The 13,025-nt window shown below is 75.1% G+C and carries 5 protein-coding genes; 4 read left to right on the top strand and 1 reads right to left on the bottom strand.

Translation table 11 applies throughout. The annotated features are described in order from the left end of the window. Positions 1 to 178: 178 nt before the first annotated feature. Complete coding sequence (locus WMF43_RS50925) at positions 179 to 988, bottom strand: hypothetical protein (protein ID WP_437676391.1); 810 nt, start codon at positions 986 to 988, stop codon at positions 179 to 181. Here WMF43_RS50925 and WMF43_RS50920 point away from each other — a divergent pair. The 4 genes from WMF43_RS50920 (at position 981) to WMF43_RS50905 (ending at position 13,025) form a co-directional block, all read left to right on the top strand. Then, the gene (locus WMF43_RS50920) at positions 981 to 6,605 is read left to right on the top strand and encodes a tetratricopeptide repeat protein (RefSeq protein ID WP_437676389.1); all 5,625 of its coding nucleotides are present in this window, start codon (positions 981 to 983) and stop codon (positions 6,603 to 6,605) included. The genes WMF43_RS50925 and WMF43_RS50920 overlap by 8 nt on opposite strands. Before the next feature lie 145 nt (positions 6,606 to 6,750). After that, positions 6,751 to 8,226 carry a serine/threonine-protein kinase gene (locus WMF43_RS50915; RefSeq protein ID WP_437676387.1) on the top strand — a complete coding sequence of 492 codons (1,476 nt, stop codon included), beginning with the start codon at positions 6,751 to 6,753 and terminating at the stop codon, positions 8,224 to 8,226. A 143-nt stretch (positions 8,227 to 8,369) separates the two neighbouring features. Then, on the top strand, positions 8,370 to 10,760 hold the full coding sequence (locus tag WMF43_RS50910) for a hypothetical protein (RefSeq protein ID WP_437676385.1): 2,391 nt from the start codon (positions 8,370 to 8,372) through the stop codon (positions 10,758 to 10,760). Positions 10,761 to 10,943: 183 nt separating this feature from the next. Then, positions 10,944 to 13,025 carry a serine/threonine-protein kinase gene (locus WMF43_RS50905; protein ID WP_437676383.1) on the top strand — a complete coding sequence of 694 codons (2,082 nt, stop codon included), beginning with the start codon at positions 10,944 to 10,946 and terminating at the stop codon, positions 13,023 to 13,025.

Raw genomic sequence — 13,025 nt, 5'->3', positions numbered from 1 at the left:
CGGTGAAGCGGGCGCTGGGATTGTTGGATTGGAAGCGCGCGGATGTGTAGCATCCCGCGGCAGTGGCCCACGGGGACGATCCGCAAGAAGGAGCGTCGCGCCGGCCTGGTTTGCCGAGCGAAGCTAGCTGGGAAACCAACGCCGACAACGCTCAACCGGCGCGCGTCAGCGCGCAACCTCATGCCGGCGCGAAGACGCTGCTCGTCGGCAGCACAGGCACGCCGAAGCCCGGCGCCTCGCCGGACGTGCTGCCGCCGCCGGACGTGCTGCCGCCGCCGGACGTGCTGCCGCCGCCAGGCGCGCTGCCGCCGCCAGGTGCGCTGCCGCCGCCAGGCGCGCTGCCGCCGCCTGCGGCGAGCTCGCCGCCAGGCGCGCTGCCGCCGCCAGGCGCGCTGCCGCCGCCAGGCGCGCTGCCGCCGCCAGGCGCGCTGCCGCCGCCTGCGGCGAGCTCGCCGTCCGGTGCGCTGCCGCCGCCCGGCGCACTGCCGCCGCCCGGCGCGCTCCCTCCGCCGAGTGTACTTCCCCCGCCGAGCGTGCTTCCCCCGCCCGGCGCGCTCCCCCCGCCTGGGGCGAGCTCGCCGGCCGGTGAAGCGCCGTTTCCCCCGAGCGTGCCGGCCCCGAGCCGGCCGCCCCCGCCGATCCCGAGCCGGCCGCCCCCGCTGATCCGCCGCAAGGACGGCGTCGCGAGCAGCCCGCTGCCGCCGCCGATGGCGCCGTCGAGGCCGCCGCCGCCGCTGCCGCCGGGCAGCGCGACGAGGCCGCCCGCCCCGGCGCCCGAGCCCAGCCAGGCCGGCGCCCCGGCGCCCGCGGCGAGGGACGACGTGCCGCCGCCGCCCCGCGCGCCGCGCGCCGTGTCCGCGCGCCCCCCGCTCCCGAACCGCGCCGCGCCGCACGCGGGACGGCCCGCGCCGAGCTCCCAGCCGGGCGTGCCCACCCAGGCTTCGCCGGCGACGGTCGCCTTCGACGCCAGCGCGACGCCGATGCCCATCTCGGTCGAGCCAACCGCGACGCCGCTGCCCATCTCGGTCGAGCCGACCGAGGCCGCCGCGCCCATCTCGGTCGAGCCGACCGAGGCCGCCGCGCCCATCTCCGCCGAGCCGATCGACGCCGCCGCGCCCATCTCCGTCGGCCCCGGAGAGATCGCCGCGCCCCCGGCCCGCGCGGGCGCAACGCCCCTCGCTGCCAAGCCGGGCGCGACGTCCCTCCCGGGTCGGGCGACCACGACGCCGCTCCCGGTCCGGTCGGGCGCGACGCCCCTCCCCGTCCCGGTGGGCGCGACGCCCCTCTCGCCCGCGCAGCCCCCTCCGGCGACGCCGCGCTCCCGCGTGAACGAGCCGGCACCCGCGGCGGTGCCGGCACCCGCGGCGGCGCCGGCCCCCGCGGCGGCGCCCGCACCGGCGCCGAGGACCCCGCACATCGCGGCGCCCGACCTCGCCACGGAGCTCCAGCAGCGCGCCGAGCGGCTCCGGGGCCGCGATCCGGTCGGCGCGGCGCGCACGCTCGTGGAGCTCGGCATCCACGAGGAGCGCGGGGTCGGGGACCAGGCCGCCGCGCGACGCTCCTACGAGCGCGCGAGGCAGCTCTCCCGCACGCTCGAGCCGGCGCTCTCGCGGCTCCACCGCCTCCTCGACGCGCGCACCGAGCTCGCGCTCGCCCTCGAGGTCGTCGAGGACAAGCTCCGCGTCGCCGAGGCCGAGCCCCTCCGGGCCGACCTCCTCGCCGAGCGGGCGCGCCTGCTGCAGGCGCTCGGCCGCACGGCGGAGAGCAGCGAGGCGTTCGGCGAGGCGCTGCGGCTCGTCCCGCTGCACGCCGCCTCGCTGCGCGGGCTCGAGATCGTCCTCCGCCGCGAGAGCGCCCGCAGCGGCGAGCAGGCCGGCAAGGAGCTCGCGGCCCACCTCGAGCGGCTCGCGACGGCCTACGCGCCGGAGCGCGGGCGGCCGGACGGAGACGGCCAGCTCACCGCCTGGATCCACGTCGAGCGCGCCGCCGTGCTCGACCGGAAGCTCGGCAAGCCGGAGCTCGCCCTCGCCTCCCTCGAGAACGCGATCACCTTCGATCCGACCCCAGGGCCCGTGCGCGACGCGCTCCGCCGCCACCTCGTGCTCCACGACGGCATCGTCGGCCTCGTCAGCGCGCTCTCCCTCGAGGCCGAGCACGAGCGCGACGACGACCGCGCGTCCCGGCTGCTCTACATGGCGGCGCGGCTGCTCATCGACAAGCTCCGCGCCCCGGCCGACGCGGTGGCCCTCCTCGCGCGCGCGTCGACGCGCGCGCCGGTCGGCACGCCGACGGCGCGGCGCGTGGTCGGCGAGCTGATCCGGCTCCTCGAGGCGACCGGTCAGCTCGAGCAGGCCGCCAGCGTGCGCCAGAAGGAGCTCGCGCTCCTCACCGACAACGAGGCCATCACCTACGAGCACGTCCGCCTCGCGGAGCTCTACGACACCCTCGGGAACGCCGAGCAGGCGGCCTCCCACGCGTCGCGCGCGCTGGAGCTCGATCCCGAGGACAGCTCGACGCGCGAGCGGCTCGACCGCGCCCTCCAGCGCCTCGGCAAGCACGAGCAGCGCGTCGCCGTGTGGACCGCGGTCGCCAACGGAGAGCGGCCGCGGGAGGTCCGCGTCGCGGCGCTCCTGCGCGCCGCGGACATCAGCGAGCACCACCTGCGCCGGCGCGACGAGGCGATCGCGACCCTGCGCGCCGCGTGGTCGATCGACCCCGGCAACGGCACCGTCTTCGACGCGCTCTCGGCGCTGCTCGCCCCGGCGCCGGTGCCCACCGACGAGGAGGACCCCCGCGGCGTGCGGGAGCGGATCGACCTCTACACGCAGGCCGCCAGCGCGACGCAGGTTCCCGCGCGCAAGATCGGCCTGCTCGAGAAGCTCGTCTCCATCTGGGAGGACGAGCTCGGCCAGCCCGCCCGCGCCGTGGAGGAGCTCGAGAAGATCCTCGCGATCGACCCGCAGCGGCGCGCCGCCATCCTCGCGATGCAGCGCAACGCCGCGCGGGCCGGCGACGCGCCGCGGCTCGCGAGCGCGCTCTGCGCCGAGGCCGAGCTCGCCGGCGATCCGCGCGAGGAGCGCAGGCTCCTCCTCCGGGCCGCCGAGATCACCGAGATCCGGCTCGGCGATCGCGACCGGGCCTCGGCCCTGGTCGACCGCGCGCTCGCGATCGATCCGGGGGATCCGGACGCGCTGCGCGCGCGCTTCCGGCTCGACGAGCGGGCCGGCCGGTACGAGCAGGCGCGCCGCGCCCTGGTCAAGCTCATCGAGCGGGAGCCCGCCGGCGAGGCGTCGTTCTCGCTCTGGCTCGAGGTCGCCGCGCTCGACGAGCGGCGCCTCAAGCGGCCGCACAGCGCCGTGGAGTCGTACCGGGAAGCGGCGCGGAGGAGGCCCACCCACCCGCTCCCGCGGGTCGAGATCGCGCGCCTGCTGCGCGAGACCGGCAACTACGAGAAGCTCGTCGAGGTCCTGAGCTCGCTCGCCGACGAGGCGAAGCGCCCCGACGACAACGCCCGCCTGCTCTTCCAGGCGGCCGAGGTGCAGGAGCTCGCGCTCGGGCACGACCAGGACGCGCTCCGCATCCTCGCCCGCGCCGACGCCGCGGTCGCCTCGAGCACCTACGATCCGGCGATCCTCGAGGCGATGGAGCGGATCTACGTCCGCGCCGGGGGCGCGGGCGCCGGCGTGGGCCTCGGCGCGCCCGCCCCGCAGCGGGCGGGGGCCGGCGCGCGCGCGGCGTCCGGGCTTCCGGGGATGTCCCACTCCATGATCGCGAGCGAGCTCGCGGGCCTGTACGCGCGCTGGCTCGAGCGCAAGCCGCCGGCGCTGCTCGACCACGCGCTCCGGATCGCCCTCGCCCTGGTCCTCGCGGAGAACAGCCCGCGCCAGGCGGTCGAGATCCTGGAGGGGCTCATCGCCGTCGTGCCGAACCACGTCCCGGCGCTCCGCATGCTGGAGCAGCTCTACCGGCACCTCGACGCGCCGACGTCGCTCGCGACCGTGCTGCGCGCCGAGGCCGACGTGTTCACGTCGACCGTCGCGCGCGGCGGCGCCCTGTGGGAGATCGCCTCGCTCGAGGAGCAGCTCGGGCCGAACGCCGCGCTCGACGCGCTCTCGCGCATCTCCAAGGACGCGCCCGGGGACGCGGCCGCGCTGTCGGCGATCCTCCGCGTCGCCACCAAGGCGGCCGCCGTCGCGCCGCTCGACGCGTCGGGGCAGGTCCTCTTCGCGAGCGCCATCCGCGGCAGCCGGGAGCTCACGACCGACCCCGTCGCGCGCGCGCTCTACCACATCGAGGAGGCGCTGCTCGCCGAGGTCCAGGCCGACGTGAAGCCCGCCGCCGCCCGCGCCGCGCTCGCCGGCTTCCGCGACGCCCTCGCGCTGTGGCCGGAGAGCCTGCTCGCGGCGCGCGGGCTCGATCGCGTGGCGCAGCGCCTCGACGACCGGCCGAGCATGGTCGCCGCCCAGCTCGCGCTCGCCGAGCTCGCCCAAGGCGAGCCCGCGCGCGCGATGCACCGCGTGCGCGCCGCCGAGCTCACCGCCGAGGAGGCGACGCCCGAGGCCAGGGCGCGCGCGCTCGATCTGTACGAGAGCGCGCTCCGCGCCGATCCGGACTGCGTCGCCGCGGCGCGCGCGCTCGCCCAGGCGCTCGCGGGCGACCCGTACCGGCTCGCCGATCGCCTCGGCGAGGCGCTCGGCAAGGCCGCGAGCCGCGAGGCGATCTCGCTGCTCGGCACGGAGATCGCGCGGGCGGTGCTGCAGCACCAGGGGCGCCCCGGCGCGATCGACGCGGGCGTGGGCATCGCGGCCGTCCGGCGCGTCATCGAGGCGCTCCCGAACGACCCGGCGGCGCTGCTGCTGCTCGCCCGGCTGCTCACCGCGCAGCGCGTCTGGCTCGAGGCGCGGGACGCCCTGAAGCGGGTCGTCGCCGCGGCGGCGGACGCGGAGACCAAGATCGCGGCGTACTTCCTGATCGCCGATCTCTACGAGGGGCCGCTCTCGAACGCGTCGCTCGCGCAGGACGCGCTCCAGGCGATCCTGTCGATCGACGCGCAGAACCGGCCCGCGCTGGAGCGGCTGCACAAGCTCGGCGTCACGCGCGGCGATCACGCGCTCGCGCTGCGCTCGCTCGGGCGCCTGGTCGAGCTCGCGCCCGACGCGGCCTCCCGCGTCGAGGCCGACCTGCGCCTCGCCGACGCCTACCGCGACGCCGGCGACACGGCGGGCATGGTGCGCACGCTCTGCGACGCGATCGTGAGCGCGCCCGGCGAGTCGCGCGCGTGGACGGCGCTCGCTCGGCTCTACCGCGTCGACACGAGCGAGGGGGCCGCGGCGTACGCGAAGGCGCTCGGGCAGCTCATCGAGCTCGCCACGTCCCGCCGCGTCCCGCTCGATCCGCGCTGGCTGACGACGCTCGGCCTGCTCGAGGCGACCCTGCTCATCCGGCCGCGCGAGGGGCTCGCGCACCTCCAGCAGGCCGCCGCGCTCCCGGGCGCGCCGCCGGAGTCGCGCACCGCGCTCGGCCGCGGGCTCGAGGCCGCGGGGCGCAACGCCGAGGCGGTCCAGGTGCTGCGGGAGGTGCTCACGACCGACCCGGAGGTGTTCTCGCGCCTCCCGGACATCGGCCCGGCGCTCGCCGCGCTCGAGGCGAGCCTCGCCAAGGACGGGCGCGCCGAGGAGCGGGTCACGGTCGAGGAGGTCCGCGCCTGCCTGGGCGAGGTGGCGCCCGAGCGCATGGCCCGCCTGAGGAGCCGGCGCGTCCCCTCCGAGGCCCCGTACGCGGGCGCGTTCGCCGGCCCCGAGATCGGCCGGCTGCTCGTGCCGGAGGCCCGGGGCCCCTGGATCGACGTGGCGCTCGCGCTCGCGCCGGTCGCCGCGAAGGCGATCCGGTTCGAGCTCGGCAACCTCGGCGTCAGCTCGCGCGAGCGGATCGGCCCGCGCGACAACCACCCGACGCGGCAGCTCGCGGAGCGCGTCGGCCGCGCGCTCGGCATCGAGGCGTTCGAGCTCTACCTCGTCCCCTCGTGGCAGGGCGCCGCCCGCGTCTTCCCGGGCGATCCGCCGGCGATCGTCGCGCCGACGGCGTTCGTCGAGCTCCCGGAGCTGGAGCAGACCTTCGCCCTCGCGCGGCTGTTCGCGCGGATGGCGGTCGGCTTCACCTTCATCGACGAGATCCCGGCGGAGGCCACCGACGGCCTGCTGCTCGCGGCGCTCCGCACCGTCGATCCCGGCTTCGGGTCGGGCGCGGTCTCGCCCGCGCGCGAGCACGCCGTCCAGCAGATGCTCCCCGGCGTGCAGCGGGCGATCGGGCGCCGCCAGCGCAAGCTGCTCGAGGAGGTCGCGCCGACCGTCGCCGCGTCGTACGACGCGCGCGCCATGGTCATGGGCCTGCGCCGGAGCGAGCAGCGCATCGGCTACCTGCTCTCGGGCGACGCGCTCGCCGCGATCGATTACCTCCGCCGGTACGACCGAGACATCGCCCGCTCCACCGAGGAGCCGCGCCTGCTCCTTCAGCACCCGGTGACCAACGAGCTCCTGCGGTATGCGCTCTCGGCCGAGGCCTACGCCGAGCGCCGCCGCGCGGGCTCGGTGTGGCCCGCCGTCTAGCTCCGCGCGTCAGACATCCCGCTCCTTGCGCCGCGCGTCAGAGATCCTGCGTGGGTCTCTGACGCCGCACGGCAACCGCGCTCCCAAGCGGTTCGCGGCGGCCACCGGGCGGCCTGGCCGAGCGCTCGTGATATCCTGCCACTGCTTGACCAACAACCTGGTCCAGGGCGCACTGGTAGGGAGCCGCTACCGGGTCGAGCGCCAGCTGGCCGAGGGAGGCATGGGGGTCATCTGGGCCGCCACGCACCTCGCGACCGGCGAACGTGTAGCGCTCAAGATGATCCGCCCCGACGCGCCGGAGGAACCGTCGACCCGCCGGCGCCTCTTCCGGGAAGCCCGCGCCGCGGCCGCGGTCGAGCACCCGAACGTCCCGACCATCCGCGGCGTGGTGGAGCTCGACAACGGGACGCCGATCCTCGTCATGGACCTCCTCGAGGGGGAGTCGCTGCGCGACAAGCTGCTGCGGGAGGGGCGGATCCCGCTCGCCGAGCTGTCGCGCATCCTGCTGCCGGTCGTCTCGGCGGTCGGCACCGCGCACGCGATCGGCATCGTCCATCGCGATCTCAAGCCCGACAACATCTTCCTGCTCGCGCCCGACGCGGCGGGGTCCGAGCAGGGCGAGGAGACCCGGGTCAGGGTGCTCGATTTCGGCATCGCCAAGCTCACTGCGGCGTACGGCGAGGCCGGCTGGACCTCGGGCCGCACCGAGACCGGCGAGCTCCTCGGGACCCCTTATTACATGTCGCCCGAGCAGATCCTCGGCGAGCACGACGTGGATCACCGCACCGACATCTGGTCGCTCGGCGTCATCCTCTACGAGTGCATCACCTCGGTGCGGCCGACCGAGGCCGAGAGCATGGGCAAGGTGCTGAAGCGCATCCTGACCGGATCGATCCAGCCGATCCGCGAGCTCGCGCCCGCCTTGCCCGCCGACGTTTCGGGGATGATCGACCGCATGCTCAGCGCGGATCGGGCGCAGCGCCCTGCGGATCTCCGGGAGGTCGGCGGCGTGCTCGGACGGTACGCGGCCGCCGCGTTCCGCCCCTTCGGCCCCCCCGCGGAGCCGCGGGCCCCGGAGAGCGACACGCTCGACCTCGGCGCCCGGATCGCCGAGGGGCTCCCGGCCGTCGCGGCCGATCTGGACGGGGAGGCCGCGACCACGACGTTGCGCGCGGGGAGCCTCTTGCCCGCGCCCCCGCCGAGCACCCCGTCGGCCGCGCCGCGCGCCGGAGATCCCGCGCCGGAGGCGCCGCCCGGCAGCGCGTCGCGCGCGCCCAGCGCCGCGCCGCGCGCGCCGGACTCGATGGACGGCGCCGGCGCGCTCCCGGCGCTGACAGCGGCCGCCCTGACGGCGAGCGCACGCGCCGTGGCGAGCACACGCGCCGTGGCGAGCGCACGCGCCGTGGCGAGCGCACGCGGCCCCCGGAGCGCAGGGCTGACGCTCGTCGCCGCCGGCGTGCTCTTCGTCGCCGGAGCCGGCCTATCGCAGCTTCGCTGCTCAGCCGCCGCGGCGCCGAGCGCGCCGGACATGCTCCTCATTGCGCCAGGGACCACGGCGCCAGGCGGCGCAGTGGATCCGCCGAGCGCCGAGGCGCCGACGTCGGCTCCAAACGGCCCGTAGCGGCTCGAGACGTACTCTTGAGCTCGTTGCGTTCGTTGAGCTCGTTGAACCTTCATTGCGCGCGAAACCGCATCGCGCGGGTTCGGATTCCTGTTGCGCCGCGCTCTTGAACGAGGCGACGCTCGCGCGCCTCAGGAGGAGCCATGCCCACCGAAGTCATTGTCCGGATCCGTTCCCCCCGCGGGATCGTCGACCTGCCAGGGACGGTGGACGCCGTCGGGCCGACGGCAGCGCAATCATTCCAAGAGCGCAAGTCCACACCGGGCATTCACCTGCTCACCGCCGGCGACAACGATTATGCCATCTCGCTCCAATCGCCGGCGCCGGGGGACCACCTCGCGGCGCTCCGGGAGCGCGAGGGCAAGGCCGTGCTCGTCCTGTTCCCCGGGCACACGCCGGTGCGCCGGCGCCTGCGCTCGCTCGCGATGTCCTCGGTCGAGGTGGTCCCGGATCAGGGCGTGGCGTCGCAGGCGGCGCCCCTCGACCTGACCGCCGGGCGCGAAGGGGCCGCGCCGCTCTGGCTCCTGCCCACGGGGGTCTTCAGCACGAACCCGAACCTGCCCCCCGAGGAGGTCGTCGCGGTCCGCGACACCCTCGTCACCGCCGCCCGGTGGATCTCCTCGCGGCGGACGAGCACCTTCACGCAGCTCTTTCCGCCGAGCGCGTTCCACCCCGAGGAGCCGGTGCGCAAGGAGCGGCTCTCCGCCGGCCGGGCCACGTTGATGCTGGACCAGGTGCGCGCGGCGCTCGCGCTCGCGGCGGTCGGCGGCGAGGAGGCGAAGCGCGATCCGACGGGGGCCGCGACCCTGCGCTCGGCGGGGCTCACCATCCTGTCGCACCTCGTCGCGACCTCGCTGGAGGACCGGTCCTTCGCGCCCGTCGCCGAGCGCGCCGCCGAGGAGATCTTCGCGCTCATCGACAAGGAGGCGGACCACGAGGCAGCCCGGCCGGCGCTGCGCGCCCACGCGATCCACCTGCTCCAGCTGCGCGCGCCCGGGCTCACGCCGGCCCAGCAGGAGCGCGCGCGGGCGCTCGTCCGCGGGCTGCTCCGCGAGGCGCCGCCGTACGACGAGCTCAAGGGCCCCTGGAGCTTCGCCATGTGCGGCGCCTCGGAGTTCCACGAGGGCGAGTGCCGCATCCTGATGGCGACCCACGGCTTCAAGGAGATCCCCCTGCCGGAAGGCACGCCGCCGTCGCCGAGCAGCTGGAGCCCCTACCGCGCCTTCGAGGCCCCCTTCAAGACGCCCGCGGGCGAGCCTATCCGCATCTTCGCCCGCTCGGCCAGCCCGCGGGACGAGAACCTCGAGATGGGGATGCCGTTCTTCGCCGGATTGCTCATCAACCGGCACGCGCAGCTCGGCGCCTTCGACCTCCGCGCCGCCGCGGTCAAGGTGCGCCAGGAGGGGTACAAGCTGATGATGAACGCGCAGTGCGCCGGGCTCACCACGCGCTTCGCCATCTCCCAGATGTTCCCTGACGCGGACATCTACTCCTCCTGGGACTCGACCTATTTCCGGACCGGACCGGACGGCGCGGTCAGCGCCTCCGAGGGCGTCGACTGCTTCGTCGCCGCGCTGCGCGGCATGAGCGAGCGCGCGCCGCACGACGAGCTCGACGCGCGCATCCGGAAGGCCCAGTGGCACCACGCCCAGGCGCAGGTCCCCGGGTTCTCGCAGTTCGTCGGGCCCTCGCACCCGCTCGTCGTCGCGCGTTACTCCGACGTGAACCGGGACGGGCGCGCGGACTACTACGACGGATTCCTCGACTTCCAGCTGACGGAGATCGCCGAGGACATGCAGGCCTCGATGACGCCGCGCGACCCGGGGGTGAGCGCGTCGCAGATCAGCGGCCAGGCCGCGGCGGGCCTCAACTGGGCCGCGGGCAGCCTCAACCGCGTCGCGCAGTACTCGGAGCTCTGGGCCGCGCTCCCGGGCCAGAGCGAGCTCTATTATGCCTTCCACTCGGGGGGCTTCTTCAGCCACCGCGAGCCGCCCCAGGACGTGCCCACGGGCGACGCCGTCCGGCAGGATCTCGGGCGGCTGCCCGCGGTCTGCCGCTACGTGAAGAGCCAGGACGCGGTCGGCGGCTTCACCGTCGAGGTCATGTTCCACAGCTACCTGAGCCACGCGGCCCAGGAGCTGAAGCGCCTGCTCTGCGCGGCCGACGCCATGCGCCGCGCGTTCGATCTCGGGTACCTCGCCGCCGAAGAGGCGCTGTCCACGCCGCGAGGCCAGCGCTGCGCCATGCTCCTCACGATGGCCGGTCTCCTGGAGTTCCCCGCAGACCAGAACTTCATCGACGGCCTCTGGTCGATGGCGCTCAAGGCGCTGCGACTCCCGGAGATCTCCCGCAGCGCGGTGCGCGCCTGCATCACCGCCGAGGACCACGAGCTGTCGAATTACTACGGTTCGCGGCGCGGGCTGAACCAGCTCCTCGGGGCGCTCGAAAAGAGCGATCCCGTCACGTTCCAGCAGCTCGGGAGCGAGGATCCGCTCGTGGGACGGCTCGCCGAGATCGACCTCGGGGCGTCCTGACACCTCGAGACGCGCGGAGGGCGCCGCCAGGGGAAAGGGCGCTAAGATAAGCCGGCATGTTCAGCCGAGGACGGTCTGCGCGACGGCCTGGGGACGATTGTGTCGGCATCGGATGACCCGCGCGCGCCCATCGAGGGCTCAAAGCTTGAGGGCCACTGTACCGAGGCGTACACTCGTTCCTGGATGAAGTTTCTCGAGGCCGTCGCTCGGATCGGGCTCAAGCCCGGCGACGATCCGGGGCTGCGGCAACACAAGCGGATCCTCACGGTGACGGCCGCGCTCAAGGCGTCCGCGTGCCCCGTCTGGGTGATCGCCTATGCGGCGAGCGGGGATCCTCGCTCGGCGGCGATCCCGCTCGGTTATGTGGCCTGCACCGTCGCGAGCCTCGCCCACTTCGCCAGGACGAAGGGCTTTGCCGGGTTCCGCTTCCGCCAGGCGCTGCTCATCTTCGTGCTGCCGTTCCTCATGCACGCGAGCCGGGGAGGGTTCGTCGCGTCGAGCGGCGTCGTCCTGTGGGCGCTGCTCGCGCCGCTGACCTTCTTGCTGTTCCACGGGTCGCGGGCGTCCGTCCCCTGGTTCGCCGCTTACGCGCTCCTCGTGCTCGTGGCCGGCGCCGTCGACCCAGCCCTCGCGGCGCGCGCGCCGGCGGCGCCCGCGTGGCTCATCGCCTGCTTCTTCGCGATGAACATCCTCACGGTGTCGGGCATCGCCTACGCCGCCGTGCAGTATTTCTCGCGCCAGCTCGCCGAGGAGCAGGAGAAGCTCGCGGAGCTCGTCTCCTCCTCGGCGCAGGCGCTCGACGACGTGGCGCGGTGGTCGGCCAGCGCGGCGGCGCAGGTCGCGGAGGCGATCGGGGCCGCCGAGATCGCGGTGTGGAAGGCCGAGGAGCAGGAGATGGTCAACCTCAGCGGGACCACCACCGAGGCGCCGATGGCGGACGTGCTGCGCGACGCCGCGATCTCGAAGCGGCCCGTGCCCCGGTCGTCGGACGTCGTGATCCCCGTCGTCGGCATGTCGGGCGAGGTCCACGGCGCGCTGGTGATCGTCGGCAGCAGCGTCGTCTGGAGCGACACGACGCGGCGGCTCGTCGACTCCTTCGCCCACCACCTCGGCAGCGCGCTCGAGCTGTCGCGCCTGCGCAAGGAGCTCGCGAGCGCGGCGGAGCGCCGGAAAGCCACGTTCGACGACATGGTGAGCCGCGGGATCGACTTCCTGCAGATCTGCCCGATCTGCCACCGCTGTTACGACCAGAGCACGCAGGAGTGCATCGACGACCGCGCGCTCCTGAGCAGGCCTCGGCCGTTCCCTTACCGCGTCGCGGGGCGTTATCGCCTGGTCCGCGTCGTCGCGGAGGGCGGCATGGGCAGGGTGTTCAAGGCCCATGACGAGCGGCTCGGGCGCGAGGTCGCGGTCAAGGCCATCAGGACAGAGCTCTTCAACAACGACGACGTGCGCGCGCGCTTCGAGCGGGAGGCGCGCCTCGTCGCGCGGATCCAGCACCCGTCGGTCGTCGAGGTGTACGACTCCGGCGAGCTGGAGGACGGCTCGCTCTACATCGTGATGGAGTGGCTGGACGGCTGCAATCTGGCCTGCGCCATGAAGAACAACGGCCCTGGGACGCCCGCCCAGGTCGCGGCGCTCGTGCGCGAGGGCGCCTCGGCGCTCGGGGCCGCGCACGCGGCGGGGCTCGTGCATCGCGACATCAAGCCGGAGAACATCTTCCTCGTCCCGTCGACGTCCGCGGTCGGCTTCCGCGTGAAGATCCTCGACTTCGGCATCGCCAAGGAGATCTCCGCCGACGTCAGCATGACCTCCACGGGGATATTCCTGGGGACGCCGCTGTACATGGCCCCTGAGCAGGCCAGCGGCAGGCCGGTGGACGCGCGCAGCGACATCTACTCCTTCGCGGCCGTCGCGTACCAGGCGCTCACCGGGCGGCGCGTCGCGGCCGGCGAGGATCTCTCGACGATCCTGTCGAGCCTCTCGCGCGCGGCCCCGCCGCCGGTCTCGTCGCTGCTCCCGGACACGCCGCCGGAGATCGACGCCGCCTTCGCAGAGGCGCTCGCGGCCGCGCCCGACGCGCGCCCGCGCGACATCGAGGCGTGGGCGAGCTCCTTCGTCGACCGCTTCGACGGGCTGCCCAGGCGGAGCCGGGGCTGGCGTGTGTCGGGCAGCACGCACGACGAGGACGACTTCTCCCGCGTCGAGACGATCCGGAGCAACGCGCCCCCGCGCCTCCCGTCGGAGGCGCCGCGCGCGTCCTGA

The organism is Sorangium sp. So ce131, from assembly GCF_051519095.1.
GTDB lineage: Bacteria > Myxococcota_A > Polyangia > Polyangiales > Polyangiaceae > Sorangium.
Note: the sequence above shows the minus strand (reverse complement) of the source record. Positions and strands in the feature narration are given on the sequence as shown.

Excerpts from the sequence above, each read along its gene's own strand:
- WMF43_RS50905 (WP_437676383.1), top strand. The coding sequence starts at position 10,944 with ATGAAGTTTCTCGAGGCCGTCGCTCGGATCGGGCTCAAGCCCGGCGAC.
- WMF43_RS50920 (WP_437676389.1), top strand. The coding sequence starts at position 981 with ATGCCCATCTCGGTCGAGCCAACCGCGACGCCGCTGCCCATCTCGGTC.
- WMF43_RS50910 (WP_437676385.1), top strand. The coding sequence starts at position 8,370 with ATGCCCACCGAAGTCATTGTCCGGATCCGTTCCCCCCGCGGGATCGTC.
- WMF43_RS50925 (WP_437676391.1), bottom strand. The coding sequence starts at position 988 with ATGGGCATCGGCGTCGCGCTGGCGTCGAAGGCGACCGTCGCCGGCGAA.